Genomic DNA, 22,006 nt, shown 5'->3' with positions numbered 1-22,006 from the left:
CTTGTGTATTCGTTTATTGCGGAACCGGCTCGACCTCCTCTGGCCGGTTCTTCGCAATGACTCTCCCTATCCCTGAATAGTGGTCGCTCAGGCGCTTTCGGGCGGCTCCGATATCCCGTGCCGCTATGGCTTCGACGATCTCATGGTGATCGCGCCAAGTCGCCAGAGGCGTAGGGCTTGCCAGGTTCGCAAAGCCCGAGGCCTTGTAGAAAGCGGACCAGAAGATATCGATCAGCGTGCTCAGCATCTTGTTGTTCTGGCAGCGGAACAGAAGCTGATGGAATTGCTGATCCTCTTCGGCGAAACTCTCACCACGTTCGGCACGCTGGCACATGCGGTCAGTAAGACGCCGAAGCTCAGCGACGTCGTCCTCACTGATCATCTGTATTGTCTTGTCGATGAGGCCGGTTTCCAGCACGCGGCGGATTTCCAGAAGCTCCTCCACATCGCGCAACGACGCCTGCAGCCCGTAGGCGAGATTATCCAGCAGCGGCGCAAACGAGAATTCCTTGACAAATACGCCAATGCCGCGCCGCGTCTCAAGGATACCGACCGATTCCAGCGCCTTGATCGCCTCGCGCACGGAGTTGCGCCCGACGCCCAACTGTTGCGCCAGGAAGGTTTCCGGCGGCAGAGCCGCGCCAGCCGTCAGATTGTTGTCCTCGATATAGCTGCGCAGGCTTTCCTGCACGCTGACATGCAGAAGTGGCGGGCGCTCCAGCGGCTTTATCGGCTTGGCCAAGAAGGACTCCTTTAGCGATCCGGCTTTTCAATATGGTTGAGGTATATCGACTTGTAGGATATCTTGCAAGTCTATAAATGGAATTGGGCGGAGAAAGCCGGCTTGCCGCCGGCGATGGCGCGCAGATGGGGAGCGGCCTCAGATGCATGCCCAAACAGGGAGGCGGGTATGGCACTCACAAAATTCGAACGGCGGGATGGCGGCTGGGGTCGCATTCGAGGAAACTGGGCGACGCTATTGCTGCCGATCAATGAAGACGACTCAATCGATTTCGCGCGTCTTGCCGATGAAATCGACCGACTGATTGCCGCCAAAGTGGACGGCATTTACTCCAACGGCACCGCCGGTGAATTCCACAATCAGACGGAAGCGGAGTTCGACGCTATCCAGCGACTGCTGGCTGATCGCTGTAGCGATGCGGGAATGCCCTTCGTGATCGGCGCCTGCCAGCCCGATTCCCGGATATCCCTGGAACGCGTGCGCCGTGCAGCAGACATGAGACCGGAGGCAATTCAGGTGATCCTTCCGGACTGGTGGCCCGTGAAGACAGCGGAAGCTTCCGATTTCCTGACGATGGCGGCGGAGGCAGCCGGCTCGGTGCCGCTGGTTCTCTATCAGCCGCCGCATGCCAAACGCGTCTTTGCCCCCGCCGAACTGGCCATGTTCCTCAAACCGGTCCCACAGGTCATCGGCGTGAAGCTTGGAGACGGGGATTCCCCATGGTACGAACAGGTCCGCCGGCATCTCGATACATGGGGAATTTATGTCCCCGGGCATCATCTCGCGACTGGCGTCGAACAGGGTGTTGCAGTCGGAGCTTTCTCGAACGTTGCCTGCCTTAGCCCATCCGGCGCGCAGCACTGGACCTCGTCCATGGCCGGCGGCCTCAATCAGGCGCTCGATACAGAGCAACGGCTGCGCGCCTTCCTGGAAGACCACATAGCGCCCTTCGCAAGGGTGCATGGCTATTCCAACGCAGCACTGGACAAGCTGCTGGCCGCGATCGGGGGATGGGCGGATGTCGGTACCCGACTGCGCCGGCCATATCGCTGGATCGATCCTGCGGTCGTTCCCGACCTGCGGGAAAAAGCCAAAGCTGCCCTTCCGGAAATCATGCTGTGATCCTGAGGTAAGTACCGTGACACCGCCCAACATTCTGATGATCATGACCGACCAGCAGCGCCGTGACACGCTCGGCATCTACGGCTGCGACTGGATTCCGACACCTCACCTCGACCGACTGGGTAAAGCTGGAGCGGTATTCGAGCATTGCACGGTCGACAATCCGATCTGCACGCCTTCACGGGCCAGCATCTTCACCGGCAAACCCGTGCCGGGCCACGCGGTGCTGCGGGTGCATGACGACCTGCCGCCGGACGAGGTGCTGTTCACCGAACGGCTTCGACAGGAGGCCGGCTATCGGACTGCGCTTTTCGGCAAGCTGCATGTCAGCAGCCGTGTCCGGGAAGAACATCAACGGCATCCGCATGACGGTTTCGATATCTATGAGTGGTGTCTGGAGCCGTCTGTCTCGATGCAGAGCCCTTTCAACGGTTATGCGGCCTGGCTTCGCGAGACGGCGCCGGACTTCTTCGCCGCCCTTCGGAGTAACGGCCGGAAGGAACTTCATCACCCCGAAGCCCGGCACATGAGCAAGTGGGCGGCTGACCGAACCATATCCTTTATCCAGTCCATGAAGGAGGAAGAACAACCTTTCTTCTGCCTGATGAGCCTGTTCGACCCCCACGACCCCTATGAGGATTATCCCCTCGCATTCAGGAACTGCATAGATGCCGCGAAGATTCCGGACCCCATCGTTTCGCGTACGATGCAACCCGAATGCGTTCGTCGGGAACAGCGGGGTTCCTATCTCGGACGTTTCGCAGACTTCTCTCCGGAGGAAATACGCAAGATCCGTCTTGGTTATGCCGCCTCCATTGCCTTCCTCGATGCGCAAGTCGGCCGCGTTTTGACGGCATTGGACGACGCAGGCCTTGCCGAAGACACGTTGGTCATCTTCCTATCCGACCACGGCGACCAGCTTGGCGATCACGGGCTCTTCATCAAGGGAGTTGCACTCTACCAGCCTACCACCGGGGTGCCGCTCATGCTGCGTTGGCCAGGCCACATCACTGCCGGCACCCGATGCACCGCGCTTGCGCAGGGCCGCGACGTGACGGCCACTTGTCTCGCCGCGGCAGGCATCGATACGCGATCCTGCCCTGAGAGCGAGGACCTGGTGGCCATGGCATTGCGGAATGCAGCCCGGCGCAGCAGTGCGATCTGCGCCTACCGCAATTCCGGTGTAAACGACAGCGGTCGTTTCTGGAACCCGCCGATGCACGCCACCATGGCGAGAGACCAACGCTTTAAGCTCACGTTCTATGCCAGCGGCGGCTTAAACCAGCGGGAACTGTTCGATCTTGAAACCGATCCACAGGAGACCGTCAATCTTTCAGGCGATCCCCTCCATGCGGAAGTTGAACTCAAGCTGCTGGGCGACATCGCCTCGTTTCTGCAGAATGAAGCGATGATGGCAGCACCGCGAGCAACGTCCTCCATCCCCAATGCAGCGCAGCGGCTGCAAAACAGAATCAAATGAGATCGACAATCCGTAACATGCTTCAGTGGCGGGAGAGCCAGTGCGCCGCAAGCGCGCAGGCGAGCGTGCCCAGAGCCGGACGGAACGATAGCGCTAGCGTTCCAGTGCCACCGTCTTGATGACAGCGAAGACCTGCTTTTCGGGCCGGAGGTCGAGGCGCTCCGCGGAGAGAGCGGTGATGCGGGCGAGAACCATATCCTCGCCGCAGCGGATGCGGATGCGGACCATGCCCTCGCTGTCCGGCTCCATCGAAGCGACATGGCCATCGAGGATATTGAGGGCGCTCAGGCCCTCGGGCCGTTTTATCGCCACCATCACGTCGCGCTCGGGGATATGCAGCCTGACTGTACGTCCGGCTTCAACATGGGCATTCAGAACCATCAGATGCGACGTGGAAAGCCGAATGTTTGCCAGACGATGTTCCGTGTCGACCGACTCCACGGTGCCGGAGAGAACCGCACCCGCTTCACGGCGGTCGGATGACGGCAAGGATGAGCCGCCAAGGATATCCGACGGAGTGCCGATCGCTTCGACCTTGCCGTCCCGCATCATGACCACCCGGTCGGCAAGCCGCGCCACCTCTGCAACGGAATGGCTGACATAGACGATCGGCGTTGTGGTCTCATCGCGCAGCCGTTCGAGATAGGGCAGGATTTCCGCCTTGCGCTCGTCGTCGAGGGCCGCGAGCGGCTCGTCCATGAGGAGCAGGCGCGGTGCCGACAGGAGCGCCCGGCCGATTGCGACGCGCTGTTTTTCGCCGCCCGACAGCCTGCCCGGCCGCCGGTCGAGCAGCGCGCCGATCCCGAGGAGGTCGACGATGTGGTCGAAGTTCTCCTTCTGCGCAGCCTTCGATGCAAACCAGCGGCCGTAGTCGAGGTTCTGGCGGACGGTGAGATGCGGAAAGAGCCGGCCTTCTTGGAAGACATAGCCGAAGCGTCGCCTGTGCTTCGGCACGAAGATGCGGTTTTCCGTATCGAGCAGCACCTCGTTGTCGATTATCAGCCGGCCGTGATCCGGTCGCAGGAGCCCGGCGATCACCCTGATCAGCGAGGTCTTGCCCGAGCCGGAACGGCCGAACAGCGCCGTCACGCCGCCTTCCGATGTAAAACCGGCATCAAGCGTGAATCCGCCGAGTTTCTGCTGTGCCTCAACGACAAGGGTCATTCGATGTCGACCCTCCTGCCGATCAGATAGGCCATGAACTCGGAGGCGAGCAGCGCGGCAAAGGAGATGACGATCGCGACTAATGTGAGCCGCATGGCGCCGAGATCACCGCCCGGCACCTGGGTAAAGGTATAGATCGCCGCAGACAGCGTCTGCGTCTCGCCCGGAATGTTGGAAACGAAGGTGATTGTCGCGCCGAACTCGCCCATGGCCTTGGCGAAGGCGAGGATCATGCCGGCGATGATGCCGGGCAGGATGAGCGGCAGCGTTACGGTGAGGAACACCCAGGCCGGACTGGCGCCGAGCGTACCGGCTGCTTCTTCCAGCTTTCGGTCGACCGCTTCGATCGACAGCCGGATCGAGCGCACCATCAGCGGAAAGCCCATGACGCCGCAGGCAAGCGCCGCACCCGTCCAGCGGAAGGAGAAGACGATGCCGAGATATTCGCCAAGGAAAGCGCCGATGACGCCGCGCCGGCCGAACACGATGAGCAGGATGAAGCCGGTGACGACCGGCGGCAGGATGAGCGGCAGGTGCACGACCCCATTCAGGATCGATTTGCCCCAGAATTTCCCGCGGGCAAGCAGATAGGCGATGAGAATGCCGAAGGGCAAGCTGACGACCATCGCCACGCTGGACACCCACAGGCTGAGCCTGACGGCCGTCCATTCCTCGTCGCTCAACACCAACCAGTCCAAACGCTACCCCCAAGGAAGGTGGCTCCCGCAAAGGAGCGCGAGCCACCTTAACCCGACTTACTTCAGAACCGTAAAGCCTTCCTTCTTGAAGAAAGGCGCAGCTTTTTCCGACTTCAGGTATTCGAGGTAGGCGGTGGCATCCGAAGACCTGGATTCCGAGAGAATAGCGATCGGGTAGATGATCGGCGGATGGGTGTCTTCCGGAAACGTGCCGACCACTGCGACACCCGGGTCGGCCGCCGCGTCCGTCTGGTAGACGATGCCGTAGGGTGCTTCGCCGCGCGAAACGAGGGCGAGTGCGGCGCGCACGCTCTCGGCCCCGGCGATGCTCTTTTCGACCGAGGCCCATATGCCGAGTTTTTCGAGCGCGGCCTTGCCGTATTTGCCGGCCGGAACGGAGTTCGGCTCGCCCATGGCGAGCCTGCCGCCTTTCAGCAGACCGGCAAGGTCAAGGCCCGGCTTGATGTCGACCGGTGCAGCCTTGTCCTTCGCAGCGATCAGCACGATCCGGTTGGCGAGGAAGTTGGAGCGGGTCTCTTCCTTCACAAGTTTTTTGTCGGCTACGTATTTCATCCAGTCGAGGTCAGCGGAGATGAAGATGTCAGCCGGCGCGCCGCTTTCGATCTGCTTGGCAAGCGCCGAGCTTGCCGCATAGGAGACGGCCACCGCCCTGCCCCCCTGGGCGCCCCAGGCCTTGTTGGCATTGTCGAGCGCGTTCTTCATACTGGCGGCGGCAAAGACGGTCACCTTTTCCTGTGCAGTAGCAGGCGCGGCAAGGCCGGCCAGCGACAGAAAGGCTGCGGTCGCCGAAGCAATGGCGATCCTGATCAAGAAGCGACGGCTGATGGTCATGTTTCCCTCTCCAATCTTCAACGAAATATCTCCCTGAATATATCGGGGATGAAGTTTTGGCCAGCGTTATATTCCGTGAAATATCTTGATTGGTGGGATGTGTTGAACAGCAATCACCCGCCGCAACGGATCGCGTCGCAGCGGGTGCTGAAACGTTCGGGCGAGAGGTCAGATGCCGAGCGCCATGCCATCCTTGCGGGGGTCGGAACCGCCCCGCAATACGCCGGTTTCCCAGTCGATCCAGACGCCTGAGCGCCACCCATCGGCGATTCCGGTGCCTTGACCTGAAAACCGCGCCGTTCGAAGTCCCGGCCGATCGTATCGCGCAGCCGATGTTCCATCTCGACCTGGTTGGTGCCGGGCAGCGGGAAGAGGCGCGGCAGGTCGATCGCACTCTGCAGGTCCATGCCGTAATCGAAGACCTTGGAGAGGAAATGCGCGTGGCCCATCGCCTGGTATTGGCCACCCATGACGCCGAAGGGCATCACCGCCCGGCCGTTTTTGGTCACCATACCGGGGATGATCGTATGCAGCGGTCGCTTACCGGGAGCGATTGTGTTCGGATGGTTGGGATCGAGCGAGAAGCTGAAGCCCCGGTTGTGGAACATGACGCCATGCTTCGGGTCCATGCGACCGCTGCCGTAGACGAAGAAGATCGAGTTGATGAAGCTGACCACGTTGCGGTCGCTGTCGACGACGGAGAGATAGATCGTATCCCGGTGCGGCACCTCGTCGAACTTCGGCAAGTCCGTTATCGCCTTGTCGGGATCGATCATGCCGGCCAGTTCCTCGGCGAGCGCATCGGAAAGCAGATAGTCGACCGGCACGTCCACCTTGGCCGGGTCGGCGAGGAAGCGGTTGCGGGCCGCGTAGGCCAGACGAGTCGCCTCGACCTCGATATGCAGCCTTTCGGGAGAGAGCGGGTCGCCTTTGCCGGGGAAATGCGAAAGGATCTTGAGGATCATCAGCGCGATGATGCCCTGCCCGTTCGGCGGGCACTCGTGGATTTCGTGGCCGCGGAAGGTCGTCTTGATCGGCGTGACATATTCGCCTTTCGCAGTGGCAAAATCTTCGAGCGTGTGAAGTCCGCCGATGCTGTTCAGATAGCGAACCAGATCCTCGGCAATCGGACCGCGATAGAAGGCATCCCGGCCCTCCCGCCCAATCGCCTCCAGCGTATCGGCAAGTTCCCGCTGGTACCGGATCGAGCCGGCGGGCGGGGCCTTGCCATCGACGAGGAAAGTGCGGCTTGCAGCCGGGTCTCCCTTCAGCACCTCCTCCTGGGCGGCGAGGTCATAGGCCGAGCGCGGCGGCAGCGCATAACCGTCGCGGGCAAGTTTGATCGCCGGCGAAAGGATGTCGGCCATCTTCATGCGTCCGTGGTCGGCGACGAGCCGTGTCCAGGCATCCACGGCACCGGGCACGGTGATCGTGTGCGGTGAGGTGCGGGTGAGGCTGGTGACGTCGAGCGAGCGGAGGTGCTCGACGGTCGCGGCGGCCGGTGCGCGGCCGGAACCGTTATAGGCGATGATCTTGTCCGTTCCACCGAGCGAGAGAAGCGCGAAACAATCGCCGCCGATACCGGTCGATCCGGCTTCCACCACGCATTGCACAGCGCAGGCGGCAACCGCCGCATCGATCGCGTTGCCGCCGCCGCGCAGGATGTCGATTGCCGTCAGTGTCGCCAGCGGCTGGGAAGTCGCCGCCATGGCATTGCGGCCGACGGCCAGCGAACGGCCGGGTAATTCGAAGTCTCTCATGGCGCTCTCATCGTTGGAAAAGCGGGCGAATGCCCTGTCGCGGCTTGTTATCCACTCAAGAGACCACGCCGAAGGCCAGTCATCAAGACCCTGGTTGTCGTTTTGAGATGGCTGATATTCCGCGGCAACCCGCTAATCTTGCCAACCACGGCCGACTTGACGCCTGTCTCCTGCCTGCCATTCTGCGAATAAAGGGAGACGGGGTTATGAAATATGTGGTCAATGGGCTCATCGCCCTTGTGGGCATTCTCGGCACGGGTGCGGTGGCAGGCATCGCCGCCATTCTGATGGCTGCTTTCGAAATGACCGGCTCCTGTTTCGAAGGTGCCTGTGCCTATACGGCGGTGTTCCTGGTCTTCCCGTTTCTCTGGATCGTGCTGATGGTGATCTTCTTCGCCATATGGCTGTCCATTCGCCGAAAACGGAAAGCGCTGGTCACGGGCAGGCCCTGATCCGCCCAGTTTCGATATCCGGCGAGTTTGCTGTGCTCCTGGTTCCTGATAGATTTCGGTGACGGAGGACGGACAATGTCAGTGAAATCATCGGAACGGCAGGTTGGGGAGATGCCGGCAGAGAACAAGGATCTCATTCCTGCCATTTTCCAGAATCTCGTTGGTTACCACCTGCGCGTGGCCCAGGAGGCGTCTTTCCAGGCCTTTGCCAGGGCGGCCGGGAAGGCGGACCTGAAACCCGGCTGGTACTCGCTGTTGACGGTGCTTGCGGAGAAGGAAAGCATGACGCCGTCGGAACTCAGCCGAATCTGCGGGCGCGACCGGTCTACGCTGACGTCGAGTCTTAAGGGGCTGGTGACGCGGGGATTGATCGAACGGCGCGAAAATCCGGAAGACCAGCGCAGCTACAGCGTCCGGCTGACGAAGGAAGGACTGCAAATGCAGGAACGGTTGCATGTCATCGCCGAAGCCCATGACCGCCGCCTTGATGAGATTGCAGGCGAGGACAAGGCTGTGCTTATCGCCGTACTCGGCCGGATCGCCGCCGCGCTTGGGGCAGAGCGAGATTTTTGACGACTGTGCCCAATATGTGCGCGTCCGCTCCAGACTGACGCCACAGATTGAAATCCGCATCGTTGGAATTGAAAAGGCCGGCGAAGTCTCCCTCGCCAGCCTGCGCGATCTTGAGAGATCTGCTTCAGAGAATATGCGTGCCGCCGAGGTTCTGCACCGCGCGGCGGGTCATCACGGCCACCAGATGTGCGCGATAATTGGCCGGTGCATGCATGTCGCCCATCATCTGCGACGGATCGATGGCCAGGCCTTCCAAAGCCTCGACTGTGAGGCTCTCATCGAGCCTCTCTTCGGCCTCAGTCCAGCGGAACACGCCTTCGTTGCCAGCACCCGTGATCGCTACGCGGACATGCCCGTCCCGGTGCTTCGATACGAAGGCGGCCGCCATCGAATAGCGCGAGGCCGGATTGCGAAATTTCGCATAGCCGGCGACTTCCGGGATCTTGAACTCGACGCGGACGAGGATTTCGCCTGGCTCCAGCGCCGTCGTGTAGAGGCCCTGGAAATAGTCGGCGGCCGGGATGGAGCGACGGTCGGTGTGGACGATCGCGTCGAGCGACAGCACGGCCGAAGGATAGTCGGCGGCCGGGTCGTTGTTGGCGGTCGAACCGCCGATCGTGCCCATATGGCGCACCTGCACGTCTCCGATCGAGCCGGCAAGGCCGGCCAGTGCCGGAATGGCGGCCTTGACCTCCTTCGAGGCGGCGACGACCGCATGCCTGGTGGCCGAGCCGATGATGACCTTGTCGGCCGTCACTTCGATGCCGGAAAGTTCCGGAATGGCGCGCACGTCGATCAGGTGCTGCGGCGCGGCAAGCCGGCTCTTCAGCGTCGGGATCAGCGTATGGCCTCCGGAGAGGTAAGACGGCTCTTCGGAATTCTCGTAAAGGTCGATGGCTTCGGAAAGCGTCTTCGGCTTGTGGTAGGTCGTTGCGTACATGGCCCTGTCCCCTCCCGCTTATTCGGCCGCGACGGCATGCGCCGCGCGATGCTTCTCGGCGGCATCCAGCACCGCCTTGACGATGTTGTGGTAGCCGGTGCAGCGGCAGAGATTGCCTTCCAGTTCGTGGCGGACGGTGTGTTCGTCGAGCATGCCGTCATGGCGGCGGATCATGTCGACCGAGGCCATGATCATGCCGGGCGTGCAATAACCGCACTGCAGGCCATGATGTTCGTGGAAGGCCTGCTGCACCGGATGCAGCTTGCCACCTTTGGCAAGACCTTCAATGGTCATCACTTCCGAGCCATCGGCGGCGACGGCGAGAACCGTACAGCTCTTCACGGCCTTTCCGTCGAGATGGATCGTGCAGGCACCGCACTGGGTAGTGTCGCAGCCGACATGGGTGCCGGTCAGCCCCAAATGCTCGCGGATGAACTGCACGAGCAGCGTGCGGTCCTCGACCTCTCGTGTCTCCGGCTTGCCGTTGACGGTAATGGTGATGCGGGACATGAGCCCCTCCTCTCAAAAAGACTCAGGCGGCAAGCGCCGCGACAACGATGACGGCGACAGCAACGACGCCGGCGATAATATAGGGCAAACGGCTCGCACGCTGCCCGGCCGGCGCTGCGGGTGCAACAACCGGTCCGGCAGCCTCGGGAGCCGCAGGTGGGATGGGTGCCGGTGCTGCAGCTGACATGACAGGCGCGGCAACAGCCGCCGTCGCAATAGCCTCCGCTACACCGGCATCGGTTGCATGATCAACCATGACGGCGCGTGCTGCAAGCTTTTCAAAGAACTCGTCGGCGAGTTTTTTTGCCGTGGAATCAATGAGCCTCGATCCGAGCTGGGCGAGCTTGCCGCCGACCTGCGCCTTGGCGAGATAGGTAAGCACGGTCTCCACGCCATCTTCGGCGAGATGCACATCGGCGCCGCCCTTGGCGAAGCCGGCGACCCCGCCCTTGCCCTCACCCGAGATCGTCAGGCTTTCCGGCGCTGTCACGTTCGACAGCGTCACCTCGCCGGCAAACGTCGCCTTCACCGGGCCGATCTTCGTGGTAACGCGGGCCGCAAAACCGGTCTCCGGCGTGCCCTCCAGGCTTTCGCAGCCGGGAATGCAGGCCTTCAGCACGGCCGGATCGTTGATCAGCGCCCAGACGTGCTCGCGCGGCGCGGCGATGCGATATTCGCCCTTGAGATCCATAGGTTCACTCCTCCCCGTCCGTCATTTGCTGCCTCTGACCGATTCGTAGAACGAGAGGTCAAGATATTTGGAAATATCGGTCAGCGGTGTGTTTCCCGATCCGTAGCGGGAGCGAAGGTCCAAGACGGCCCTCATGCCTTCGGGCAGGATCTTTGCGCCCGGAGTGAGACCCGAGCGCGGCGAAAGCAGACTTGCCATGATCGAAGGGACCGCCGCCGGCTGGATATCCGGCATCTTGGCCTGCAGCAGGGCGGCACCGGCTTCACGGTTGGCTGGGTTAAGCGTCCATTCGAGCCCCTTCAGATAGGCACGAATGAAAGCTTTCACTGGTTCCGGATTTTCGTTGGTATAGGCGCGGCGGGCGGCGATCACACCGCCCTGGTAGCTGTCGAAATGGTTCGAGGAGACGTCGAGCACGTTGAAGCCGGAACGTCTGGCGATGCTGGTGAAGGGCTCGATCGTCAGCGTCGCGGCGTGTTCGCCGGCCTTGACCGACTGCCAGCGCTGCGGGGTGGCGCCAACGGCGGCGAAGGCGACGTCGTCGCGGCTAAGGCCGCTGCGGGCCATCATCTCGAAGAGCACGAAGGCAAAGCCGGTGGTCAGAGCATCGAGCGCGATCGAGCGTCCCTTGAGATCCTCGTAGGTCTTGACCTCGGGCGCGGTGACAATCGCGAGCTCCAGCTGTGTGGCCCCCATCAGCACGACATAGTCCGGGTTGACACCCTCCGTCGTCGCACCCTGGCCTTCGCCGTAGGCAACGACATTGTCGAAGGCGGTAAAGACGATATCGAACTCGCCGGCGGCGGTCTTCTCCGCCTGGGCGACCGAGCTCGGGGTCAGCGAGACTTCGACATTCAGGCCTTCTTCCACAAAGAAGCCCTGTGCGATTGCCGCAAAGGTCGGCAGGTTCGGCGCGCCCGGGAATGCGATGACGCGGACGGTCTGCAAATCACTCATAAGATAAATTCCTCCTCAGGACGCCTTGCGTCCGCTATTCATGGCGCGCCAGACATTGGCCGGCGTGACGGGCATCTGGATGTCCTTGACGCCGAATTCCGAAAGCGCATCGACCACGGCGTTGACGACAGTCGCGAGCGCCGGCGTGGTGCCACCCTCGCCGCCCGCCTTGATACCGAGCGGATTGGTCGGCGAAATCACTTCGGCAATTTCGCATTTGAAGCTCGGCATGGTGTCGGAGCGAGGCAGGCCGTAGTCCATGAACGAGCCGGCGAGCGGTTGCCCGCTGTTGGGATCGATCGCACAGAGTTCCCACATGGCCTGACCGACGCCCTGGGCGATGCCGCCATGGGTCTGGCCGTGGACAATCAGCGGGTTGATGCAGCGGCCGACATCGTCGATCGTCGTATAGCGGACGATCTGCACATAGCCGGTGTCGCGGTCGATCTCGACCTCGCAGACAGCGGCACCGTTCGGGAAGACCGGCGTGTGCATTTCGTTGTCCTTGACGACGCGCAACTTGCCATGGGAGGCGCGCGTGCGGCGGCCGAGCTCGAAAATGTCGATCGTCTGGTTAGAGTTGCGGAGCTTGAAGACGCCGCCTTCGAAATCGATCCGGTCAGACGTCGAGCCGAACAGATCGGCGGCGCGCTTCCTTCCTTCTGCCAGAAGATCGGCGGAAGCCATGGCCATGACCGTACCGGCATGGCGCATGGAGCGGCCGGAATGCGAGCCGCCGCCGACACTGACGATATCGGTGTCGCCGAGCACGATCCACACCTTTTCGACCGGAACCTGGATCATGTCGGCCACGACCTGGGCAAAGCTCGTCTCATGGCCTTGGCCGCTCGGCTGGGTGCCGATGATGACTTCGATGGTGCCGTCGTCCTTGATCTCGATCTCTGCGCGCTCCTTCGGCGTGCCGATCGAGGATTCGACATAGTTGGCGAAACCGCGACCGAGCAGCTTGCCGCGCGCCGCGGCTTCCGCCTTGCGGGCCTCGAACGACGCCCAGTCGGAGAGCTCGAGCGCGCGGTCCATGTTCTTCTCGTATTCGCCGCTGTCGTAAACCGAGCCGACCGCATTGGTATAGGGCATGGCGGACGGCGGGATGAGGTTCTTACGGCGCAGTTCCAGCTTGTCGAAACCGAGCTGGTCTGCGGCAAGCTCTACCAGGCGTTCGATCGCGAAGGTCACTTCCGGCCGGCCTGAGCTTCGATAGGCCTGGGTGCACATCGTGTTGGAGAAGACGGCGCGGGCACGCAAGGTCGCATAGGGAATGTCATAGGAACCGGTAATGAGGCCCGAGCCCTTGCTGAGCGGCGACAGCGACACGGCCCGACCACCGACATTCGAAAGGTTGTCGGCGCGCATGGCGAGAAACTTGCCGTCCTTGCGGATGGCCAACTCCACCTTGGTCACGAGGTCGCGGCCCTGATAATCGGTGAGGAAGGATTCCGAACGGGTCGCAGTATATTTCACCGGCCGACCGATCTTGGCGGACGCCCAGAGAACCAGGCCGAATTCCACATAGACGCGGTTGCGGGTGCCGAAATTGCCGCCGACGTCGAAGGAAAGCACGCGCAGATCCTTCGGCTCGATACCGAGCACCTTGGAAAGCTCGTTCTTCTGCCGCACGGCGCCGCCGCTGCCGGCATAAAGCGTGTAACGCTTCGTCTCCGGATCGTAGGAGCCGAGCGAGGAACGCGGCTCCATGGTGACGCCGGTGACGCGGTGGATATGGAATTCCGCTTTTACGACATGGTCGGCCTCCGCAAAGGCGGCGTTCGTGCCTTCGACATCGCCGAAGGTCGTGTCGATGAAGACATTGTCCGGCACCTCGTCCCAGATGGTCGGCGCGCCCGGCTCAGCGGCCTTGGCGGTATCGGTGACATAGGGCAGTTCTTCCCAGTCGATGAGAACCTTTTCGGCACCGTCGGCGGCCTTGGCGGCAGTCTCCGCCACGACGATCGCCACGGCCTCACCGACAAACCGGGCCTTGTCCGCAGGAAGAAGGTAATGCGGTCCGGTAAATGCCGGGCTGCCGTCCTTCGCCCTCAGTTTCATGTCGAAATTGGTGGACGGAATGGGATTGTGGGGGATCGGCTTGATATCGTCGGCAAGAATGTCCTTACCGGTCAGGACCAGGAGCACGCCCTCGCTCGCCAAAGCTTCCGTCTTGTCGATGCCGAGGATGCGGGCATGCGGATAGGGCGAGCGCACGATCGCCGCACAGGTCTGTCCGGGCAGCGAGAAGTCGTCGGAGAAGCGGCCCTTGCCGGTGATCAGGCGACCGTCTTCCTTGCGGGGAATCGGCTTGCCGACATGCTTGAACAGCGCCTCCTGCACCAGCTTCATTTCGGGCGAAAGCTCTGCCGAATTCGGCTTCGGTTGCTTCAGCGGATGCACGATCATCTCGGACGCGGCGGTCTTGAACGGCCTGTTCATGAAACCTCTTCTCTTTGAAATCACGGCGGTTTCTCCCTTCCGCCGACATGTCTCCGAGCTCTCACCCCGCTCTGCGAGATGTTGTTGCTCTTCGTATTAATGTATGACAATATGGCAGGATAATGCAATCGAAAAGATCGCCCTTTCGACCTGAGGGTGATTGCCTCATCCGGCTCGATGCCTTCAGTTAAGGAATGACGCCTGCTTTTCCGTTCTCTCTCGAACGGATGCCGGCGCAGGTTTGGGAGTGAAACTTAGATGACGACTTTCGCGCGGAAGGCGCCGCTCGACCTGCAGGAACACCTGCGGCGGCTGGAGGCCCTCGGCCTCCTTACCAGGATCCAGGTGCCGATCGACAAGGACAGTGAACTGCATCCGCTTGCTCGCTGGCAGTTTCAGGGCGGCCTGCCGGACGAGCAGCGCCGCGGCTTCCTGTTTACGGATGTGAAGGGCGCCAAGGGCGAGAAGTATGATATTCCCGTCGCCGTCGGTGTGCTGGCCGCTTCGCCGGCAATCTATGCGGCAGGCCTCGGCGTCTCCGAAGACGAAATCGGCGATGTCTGGGTCAACGCCATGGAACATCCGATCGATCCGGTCATGGTCACGGAAGCGCCTTGCCAGGAAGTCGTCGTCACCGGCGACGAATTGAAGCGGGAAGGCAAAGGCCTCGGCTCCCTGCCCGTACCGATCTCGACACCGGGCTTCGATAGCGCCCCCTATTTCACCGCCACCCTCTGCGTCACCCGCGACCCGGAAAACGGCATCCGCAACATGGGCACCTACCGTGCGGCGCTGAAGGCGGAGGACCGGCTCGGCGTGCGCATGGCGAGCCGCCTCTCCGGTGCCGGCGGCTACCAGCACTGGCTGAAATACCAGAAGATGGGCAAGCCGATGCCCTGCGCCATCGTCATCGGCTGCGCGCCGGCCGTGCTCTTCACCGGCCCGCAGAAACTGCCGATCGACCAGGACGAACTGGGGGTTGCCGGCGGCCTGATCGGCGAGCCGATCCGCATCGTCAAGTGCAAGACGATCGACCTCGAAGTGCCGGCCGATGCGGAAATCGTCATCGAAGGCCTGATCGATCCCGTGCTCCTGGAGCCGGAGGGTCCGTTCGGCGAAAGCCACGGCCATGTGGCGCTCGAAGACTTCAACATGTCGATGCAGGTGACGGCGATCACCCGCAAGAAGAAGCCGGTCCTCGTCTCGATCGTCAGCCAGGTGACGCCGAGCGAATCGAGCGTCCTGAAGCGCGTAGCCTACGAACCGCTCTTCCTCAATCACCTGAAGAAGGTGCTGAACATCAAGGGCATCAAGCGCGTCGTGATGCACGAGCCGCTCACCAATATCCGCAAGGTCATCTTCCTGGAATTCGACCGCTCTGCGCCGCAATCGGAAATCTGGCGAGGCCTCCAGGGGGCTGCGACGCTGCAGGCGCAATGCGGCAAGATCGTCATCGCGGTTTCCGACGATATCGACAGCCGCAACGCGGATGCCGTCTTCTGGTCGCTCGCCTATCGCGCCAACATGATCGACGACGTGCATATCACGCCCTACCGCTCCGGCGGTCATGGGCCGAAATCCGGCTCGAAGAGCGCCGAGGGTACGATGCTGATCGATGCGACGCTGAAGGCGCCAATGCCTCCGCTCGCCCTTCCAGCCGAGCCCTACATGGTCAAGGCGCGACAGATCTGGGAAGACCTGCAGCTTCCTCGCCTCACACCGCAGCCGCCATGGCATGGCTATTCGCTGGGCGACTGGAGCGACCTCTGGACCCGGTTTGCCGACGATGCGGTCGCCGGGGACTGGCGCAAGACCGGCGAGAACACGCTCGCCCGCCGCAAAGGCGGCATGAAGCCGGAGACGCCCGCCCGCGACGTCGAAAACCCGAAGGCCGACAAGAAGGGCTGACGAAACGCGGCGGCGCGGATGGTTCAGACGTCGTCCGGGCCGCTATCGTTTTCGAGAATCCGTCCATCGATAGTCAAAGCATTCCGTTTTCGGGAGGAGTCATGTTGAAGATCGGCCAGTCGCAATTGCGGTTCGAGGATGACGCGCTGATTACAGGACGCGGGCGCTATATGAACGACCTCGCGCCCAAGGGCGAGTCAATGGCCGTCTTCGTCAGGTCGCAGGCCGCATCCGGCCGGATCGTCTCGGTCGATACGGAAGCAGCGATCGACATGCCTGAGGTTCTCGGTATCTTCACCGGCGCGGACCTGAAGGCGGCAGGCCTTCAGCCGATCCAGCCGAGGGGCAAGCATCCTGGCCCCGATGACGGCGAAATGCGAGTGCCGGTCTTCTATCCGCTCGCCGCCGATGCCGTCCGTTACGTCGGCGACCCCGTTGCCATGGTCGTCGCCGAGACGAAGGAAGCAGCACTTGCAGCCGCCGAAGCCGTGACGGTCGAAATAGAAGAGCGGCCAGTGGTAATCGACCCGCTGGAATCCGTCTCTCCGGACGCGCCGCTCGTCTGGGATGAATTCCCCGATAATCGCTGCTTCACCTTCGAAACAGGCGACAAGGCGGGCGTGAGCGCTGCCATCGCTTCCGCCCATACGGTGGTCCGCCAGCGGTTGAGAATTTCCCGCGTCACCGCCGCGCCAATCGAGACGCGCGGTGCAATCGCCTCTTACGACGATGCCGCCGGTCTTTACAGGCTCGAGCTCGGAACGCAGGCGCCGCATCGCATTTCCGGTGATGTGGCGCCGGTTCTCGGCGTTTCACCGGACAAGGTGCATGTGGTCGCGTCCGATTGCGGCGGTTCGTTCGGCATGAAGAATGCCGGTTATCCCGAATATCCGGCGCTCCTCTGGGCGGCAAAACGGACCGGCCGCACGATTCGCTGGGCAGCCGACCGGCTTGAATCCTTCCAGTCCGACGCGCACGCCCGCGACATGTGGGCCGATGCTGCGCTGGCTCTCGACGCCGACGGGAAATTCTTAGGCCTCGATGTGCATGTGCGTGCCAATCTCGGCGCCTATCTGGGGCCGGCGACCGTGCACCCACCGGTCGCCAATCTCGGCGGCCTTGCCGGCGTCTACCGCACGCCGAATATCCATGCCAAGGTCGACGGTGTCTTTACCAATACCCAGCAGACGGCGCCTTATCGTGGAGCTGGCCGGCCGGAAGCGACCTATATCATCGAGCGGATGATCGATCTTGCGGCCTACGAGATGGGCATCGACCGGGCGGAACTGCGCCGCCGCAACCTCGTGCCGAAGGAAGCCATGCCATATTCGAGCGGCTTCATCTTCACTTATGATTCGGGTGACTTCCCCGGCGTGCTCGACAAGGCGCTCGAAATGGCCGATTGGAGCGGCTTCGAAGCGCGTCGGATGGGGGCCAAGGCGCGCGGAAAACTGCGCGGCATCGGCATTGCCAATCCGATCGAGATCGCCGGTGGCCCGGCCGCCAAGCCCAATCCGGAATTCGCCCGCGTGGAAATCGCGCCGAATGGCAAGGTTCGCATCCATGTTGGTTCGATGGACAGCGGCCAGGGCCATGATACGGCCTTCCGGCAGGTCATCGCCGACCGGCTGGGACTTGATACGCAAGATATGGAAATCGTCACCGGCGACACCCATGAGGTGCCGCAAGGTACCGGCACATTCGGCTCGCGTACGCTGGCCGCGGCCGGCGGCGCTATCTGGACCGCTGCCGACACGATCATCGAAAAGCTGAAAGATCAGGCGGCCGAGCAACTGGAGGCGGACAAGGCGGATATCCTCTTCGAAAGCGGGGAATACCGTATCGCCGGCACCGACCGAGCGATTTCCTTCGCCGAGGTGATAGCCGGCGAATCAGTGCCTCTTTCGGTGGAAAACTTCGTGAGCAACGAAGGCGCCACCTTCCCGAACGGCTGCCATATCTGCGAAGTCGAGATCGATCCGGAAACCGGACAGGTCGAGCTCGCCAGCTATTGCGTCGTCGACGATGTCGGACTCATGGTCAATCCGCTGCTTGTCAAAGGTCAGATTACCGGCGGCGTCGCGCAGGGGCTCGGCCAGGCGCTGATGGAGAACGCCATCTACGACCCGAATTCCGGTCAGCTTCTGTCTGCCACCTTCATGGATTATGCCATGCCGCATGCCAGCGACATGGCGGGCGTGGAGATTGCCGGGTTTTCGGTTCCGACCAAACAGAACCCGCTCGGCGTCAAAGGCGCCGGCGAAGCAGGTACGGTCGGCGCTCTCTCAGCAGTGATCAGCGCCGTCGCCGATGCACTCCATCCGCTGGGTGTCAGGCATATCGATATGCCCGCAACACCCGAACGGGTCTGGCGCTGCCTGCAAATGCAACATATGGATTAGTCAGCGCCATGCCCCGATATATCTTGTTGGAAATATCGACTTGACGGAGAGGTGACGGCGCGCGAGTTTGTTTGTATGACAGACTTGTGATCACATTGGTTTGAACGCCGCCGCCTTCGAGGAGACATATGGCAAATCCGCTTGCAGAGCCTCTCAACCCGCTCGTTCACGAGCCCGCCCCCCTGCGGAACAAGATCATGAATTCCCTGCGGCGGGCGATCGAAACCGGTGCACTGGAGCCCGGTACCCGTCTCGTGGAGAAGGATCTCTGCGAGAGGCTCAATGTCAGCCGCACTTCGCTCCGTGAGGCGCTGCGCCAGCTCCAGGCCGAAGGCATTCTGACCGACCTCAACAACCGGGGCCTCACTGTTGCCGCCGTCACCCGCTCGGATGCGGAAAACATCTACCGCATCCGCGGCGTGCTGGAGCCGCTGATCGTGGAACAGTTCATCGAAAACGCCCCGGATGACGAGGTTCAGGCGCTGAAGGCACAAAGCGAGGTGCTGAAGAAGGCCTACAGGGGCAGTAACGCTGAGGAGATCGTCGCCGCCAAGCGCGATTTCTACGACCGGATCTGCACCGGTGCCCGCAATCCGATCGCCTTCGATCTGCTGAAGAAGCTGACGCTGATGACCTCGCCGCTGCGCCGCCGCTCGGTGGTGCGCCCGGAGCGCCAGAGCCAGAGCATCAGCGAGATCGACACCATCGTCGCAGCGATCGTCAAGCGCGACAAGGCCGCCGCCAAGGCTGCTGCCGAAAAGCATGTGGCCAATTCGGCGATCTCCGCTTTCCGGACTGCCGACGGGGTCTGATAACCGTTTAGGATAAAATACCATGCGCCGTATCATCGTTGCCATTACCGGAGCCTCCGGGGTCATTTATGGCGTCCGAGCGCTTCAACTGCTGAGACAAGTCGAGGATATCGAAACCCATGCGGTGATCTCGCCGTCCGCCTTTCGTACGGCGACCGACGAGATCGACATGAGTGCAGACGAGATCAAGGGGCTTGCCGACGTACTCTATAACTACAAGGACATCGGCGCGGCGGTCTCCTCCGGCTCGTTTCGCACGGCTGGCATGCTGATCGCGCCCTGCTCGGTGAAGACGTTGAGCGGCATTGCCAACTGCTACAATGACGAATTGATCGTCCGCGCCGCGGACGTCTGTCTCAAGGAACGCCGCCGTGTCGTGCTGCTCTTTCGCGAAACGCCGCTGCATGCCGGTCATATCGCGCTGATGGACCAAGCGACGCGGAATGGCGCGATCATCATGCCACCGGTACCGGCCTTCTATTCCAAGCCGGCCTCTATCGATGAGATGGTGACCCAGACCGTTGGTCGTGCGCTCGACCTCTTCGACATCCACCTGCCGATGGTCAAGCGCTGGAAGGATGGCCCCGGCTCACCGGGCCAACATTGATGTCCCGGATGGCCATCAGGTTACGGATGCCGGCTTAGAGGCCGGCCAGCGCCTTTTCGACAATTCCAAGAGCCTCGGTCGCCTTCGCGTCCGGTTCCGACCCTCGGAAATGCCACAGCACACGTGCGAGGTTTCCGCTGGCGTCACCCGAGCCTGCAGCAATCAGTGCCTCTCCTTCCGCCTCAAGCACCGCCAGTTCGATCTTTTCCGAACCGAGCTCGACGCCTTTCACCTCGTTGCGCAATGCCTCGGTTTCCTTCGTCGGTGCAGGATGCGGCCCACCCTTCAATCGACGGCGGATGTCACGCAGTGGCCTCACCACCTCGTTCCGCCAATCCGCGACACGTTCGTCGATGCGCGCAAGTTCCGCATCCGTCAGCGCCGCGGAATGCTTCGCAAGCCAGGCGGAAAAGAGAAGCACCGGCACGTCGACGCCGCTTTCGTCCTGCAAGGTCAGACAGGCATCGCCCACGCCCGGCGAGACATAGAGGCGTAGAGCAAAATCCCACAGTCCCATTCGATCGTCACTCATTTCGCCCTTCCCTTTCCGGTCCGTATCCGCTTAGCAGCCCGGCCCCAAAAGCGGCAAGGTTTCGATGAAAAATAAGGAACCCCAAGGCGAACCGGCGTGAGGGTATTTGTTAAGAATGCGAAACATCATTCGCTTTCCCTGTTGCGTCGCCCCGCCCTTTGTCATACAGTAGTATCATCATAGTATCTGACCATAAAGGGGCCGTACCGGGAGGGCCGGTCCAAGGGAGGGAGTCTCAATGCTCAAATCGATCCGCCTGTTGACCATCGCTGCAGCCACGGCCTGTGCCACCATTTTCGGCGCAGTCTCGGCTCAAGCCGATGCCGTTTCCGACTTCTACAGCGGCAAGACCGTCACGATCCTGATCGGTCATCCGCCCGGCGGTTCCTACGATCTTTACGCCCAATTGCTCGCTCAGCATTTCGGCAAGCACATTCCCGGCAATCCGACCGTGATCGTCCAGGGCATGCCGGGCGGCGGCGGCTCGCTCGCGGCCGCGCACTTCTATACCAAGGCGCCGAAGGACGGCACCATGGTTGCGCTCCTGCCGGAATCGTTGGCGCAGGATCAGGTCCTCGATCCGAAGAAGAGCCGCTGGGACGTTTCGAAGATGCGTTTCATCGGTCGCGTTGCCGACGTCACCTCGGTTATGATGGCGCGCAAGGATTCGCCGGTGAAATCGATCGAGGACTCGCTGAAGACCGAAGCCAACGTGAGCTGCTCCGGCCGCACCACATCGAGTGCCCAGACCGGAGCCGTGCTGAAGTCACTGATCGGCTCGAAGTTCAATATGGTCTGCGGTTATGACAGCGCGACCGCCAGCGCGCTCGCCGTATTTCGCGGCGAAGCCGATCTGACGACCACCGTCTGGGCCAACTGGTCGGTCAATTACGCCCAGCAGCTTGCTGCCGGCGATGTCGTTCCGGTCGTGCAGTTCTCGGAAAAGCGCCTGACGGACCTTCCGAACACCCCGACGGCTGTCGAGCTCACCAATGATCCGGCCAAGAAGCAGGCAATCGAATTCTTCGGTGCAGGCGGCGATATCGGCCGTGCCCTGATGACCCCGCCCGGTACGCCGGAAGACCGCATCGCGGGGCTCTCCCAGGCCTTCGATGAGCTGATGAAGGATCCTGACTTCCTGGCCGACGCCAAGGCTCGCTCGATCCCGATCGCGCCGATGGGCGGCAAGGATGTGGATGCGGTGGTCGAGAAGATCATCACGACCCCGCCGGACGTTGTCGCCACGCTCCAGAAGGCGATCGCGGACGGCTTCAACAACTGATCCCGATATGCCGCGCGGCTCCGGTCGCGCGGTTTTTCTTTGCCTTTAAAGCGTTCGTCACTTTCCCAATATCA

The 22,006-nt window shown here is 61.9% G+C and carries 19 protein-coding genes and 1 pseudogene; 9 read left to right on the top strand and 11 right to left on the bottom strand.

All coding sequences use genetic code 11. The features are described from left to right. Positions 1–13: 13 nt before the first annotated feature. A complete protein-coding gene (locus J2046_RS20330) occupies positions 14–742 on the bottom strand; it encodes a FadR/GntR family transcriptional regulator (RefSeq protein ID WP_210054975.1) in 729 nt (242 codons plus the stop codon). A 168-nt stretch (positions 743–910) separates the two neighbouring features. On the opposite strand from J2046_RS20330, the gene J2046_RS20325 reads away from it, so the two are divergent. Continuing rightward, positions 911–1,864 carry a dihydrodipicolinate synthase family protein gene (locus tag J2046_RS20325; protein ID WP_210054972.1) on the top strand — a complete coding sequence of 318 codons (954 nt, stop codon included), beginning with the start codon at positions 911–913 and terminating at the stop codon, positions 1,862–1,864. Between the two features lie 16 nt (positions 1,865–1,880). Further along, entirely contained in the window at positions 1,881–3,344 is a 1,464-nt protein-coding gene (locus J2046_RS20320) for a sulfatase family protein (protein WP_210054970.1), read from the top strand. A gap of 93 nt (positions 3,345–3,437) precedes the next feature. On the opposite strand, the gene modC is transcribed toward J2046_RS20320, so the two are convergent. The 4 genes and pseudogenes from modC to ggt form a co-directional block, all read right to left on the bottom strand. Continuing rightward, on the bottom strand, positions 3,438–4,508 hold the full coding sequence (modC, locus tag J2046_RS20315; protein ID WP_210054968.1) for a molybdenum ABC transporter ATP-binding protein: 1,071 nt from the start codon (positions 4,506–4,508) through the stop codon (positions 3,438–3,440). Then, the gene (gene modB, locus J2046_RS20310; protein ID WP_210054966.1) at positions 4,505–5,206 is read right to left on the bottom strand and encodes a molybdate ABC transporter permease subunit; all 702 of its coding nucleotides are present in this window, start codon (positions 5,204–5,206) and stop codon (positions 4,505–4,507) included. The genes modC and modB overlap by 4 nt, the downstream gene beginning before the upstream one ends. A gap of 57 nt (positions 5,207–5,263) precedes the next feature. Continuing rightward, the gene (modA, locus tag J2046_RS20305) at positions 5,264–6,058 is read right to left on the bottom strand and encodes a molybdate ABC transporter substrate-binding protein (protein ID WP_210054964.1); all 795 of its coding nucleotides are present in this window, start codon (positions 6,056–6,058) and stop codon (positions 5,264–5,266) included. Between the two features lie 168 nt (positions 6,059–6,226). Continuing rightward, a pseudogene (gene ggt / locus J2046_RS20300) lies at positions 6,227–7,818 on the bottom strand (gamma-glutamyltransferase). Positions 7,819–8,024: 206 nt separating this feature from the next. On the opposite strand from ggt, the gene J2046_RS20295 reads away from it, so the two are divergent. Further along, positions 8,025–8,270: a hypothetical protein gene (locus J2046_RS20295; protein ID WP_210054961.1), complete on the top strand. Its 246-nt coding sequence runs from the start codon at positions 8,025–8,027 to the stop codon at positions 8,268–8,270. Between the two features lie 75 nt (positions 8,271–8,345). Then, positions 8,346–8,843 carry a MarR family winged helix-turn-helix transcriptional regulator gene (locus J2046_RS20290; RefSeq protein ID WP_210054959.1) on the top strand — a complete coding sequence of 166 codons (498 nt, stop codon included), beginning with the start codon at positions 8,346–8,348 and terminating at the stop codon, positions 8,841–8,843. A gap of 124 nt (positions 8,844–8,967) precedes the next feature. On the opposite strand, the gene J2046_RS20285 is transcribed toward J2046_RS20290, so the two are convergent. From J2046_RS20285 to J2046_RS20265, 5 genes are read right to left on the bottom strand one after another with little or no spacing between them, the layout of a single operon-like run. After that, a complete protein-coding gene (locus J2046_RS20285; RefSeq protein ID WP_210054958.1) occupies positions 8,968–9,783 on the bottom strand; it encodes an FAD binding domain-containing protein in 816 nt (271 codons plus the stop codon). Between the two features lie 18 nt (positions 9,784–9,801). After that, positions 9,802–10,293 (bottom strand): (2Fe-2S)-binding protein, encoded by a 492-nt coding sequence (locus J2046_RS20280; protein ID WP_210054956.1) that lies wholly within the window; start codon positions 10,291–10,293, stop codon positions 9,802–9,804. Between the two features lie 22 nt (positions 10,294–10,315). After that, on the bottom strand, positions 10,316–10,984 hold the full coding sequence (locus J2046_RS20275; protein WP_210054954.1) for an SRPBCC family protein: 669 nt from the start codon (positions 10,982–10,984) through the stop codon (positions 10,316–10,318). Positions 10,985–11,005: 21 nt separating this feature from the next. Beyond that, entirely contained in the window at positions 11,006–11,941 is a 936-nt protein-coding gene (locus tag J2046_RS20270; RefSeq protein ID WP_210054952.1) for an ABC transporter substrate-binding protein, read from the bottom strand. A 15-nt stretch (positions 11,942–11,956) separates the two neighbouring features. Next, positions 11,957–14,389 carry a xanthine dehydrogenase family protein molybdopterin-binding subunit gene (locus J2046_RS20265; protein WP_210054950.1) on the bottom strand — a complete coding sequence of 811 codons (2,433 nt, stop codon included), beginning with the start codon at positions 14,387–14,389 and terminating at the stop codon, positions 11,957–11,959. A 258-nt stretch (positions 14,390–14,647) separates the two neighbouring features. Here J2046_RS20265 and J2046_RS20260 point away from each other — a divergent pair, with 258 nt between their 5' ends. From J2046_RS20260 to J2046_RS20245, 4 genes are all read left to right on the top strand, one after another. After that, complete coding sequence (locus J2046_RS20260) at positions 14,648–16,297, top strand: UbiD family decarboxylase (protein ID WP_210054948.1); 1,650 nt, start codon at positions 14,648–14,650, stop codon at positions 16,295–16,297. A 101-nt stretch (positions 16,298–16,398) separates the two neighbouring features. Continuing rightward, entirely contained in the window at positions 16,399–18,699 is a 2,301-nt protein-coding gene (locus tag J2046_RS20255; protein ID WP_233470147.1) for a xanthine dehydrogenase family protein molybdopterin-binding subunit, read from the top strand. 128 nt (positions 18,700–18,827) lie between these two features. Continuing rightward, positions 18,828–19,511 carry a GntR family transcriptional regulator gene (locus tag J2046_RS20250; protein WP_210054946.1) on the top strand — a complete coding sequence of 228 codons (684 nt, stop codon included), beginning with the start codon at positions 18,828–18,830 and terminating at the stop codon, positions 19,509–19,511. Positions 19,512–19,533: 22 nt separating this feature from the next. Further along, entirely contained in the window at positions 19,534–20,118 is a 585-nt protein-coding gene (locus J2046_RS20245; RefSeq protein ID WP_210054944.1) for a UbiX family flavin prenyltransferase, read from the top strand. Positions 20,119–20,152: 34 nt separating this feature from the next. On the opposite strand, the gene J2046_RS20240 is transcribed toward J2046_RS20245, so the two are convergent. Then, positions 20,153–20,650, bottom strand: a complete 498-nt coding sequence (locus J2046_RS20240) for a TIGR02444 family protein (RefSeq protein ID WP_210054942.1) — start codon at positions 20,648–20,650, stop codon at positions 20,153–20,155. A gap of 238 nt (positions 20,651–20,888) precedes the next feature. Between J2046_RS20240 and J2046_RS20235 the strand changes: the two genes are divergently transcribed. After that, complete coding sequence (locus J2046_RS20235; RefSeq protein WP_210054940.1) at positions 20,889–21,932, top strand: Bug family tripartite tricarboxylate transporter substrate binding protein; 1,044 nt, start codon at positions 20,889–20,891, stop codon at positions 21,930–21,932. Positions 21,933–22,006: the final 74 nt, after the last annotated feature.

It is taken from the genome of Neorhizobium petrolearium, assembly GCF_017873175.1.
In the GTDB taxonomy this organism is placed as follows: domain Bacteria; phylum Pseudomonadota; class Alphaproteobacteria; order Rhizobiales; family Rhizobiaceae; genus Neorhizobium; species Neorhizobium petrolearium.
The sequence above is the reverse complement of the archived record's forward strand: the minus strand, read 5'-3'. Positions and strand labels throughout refer to the sequence as shown.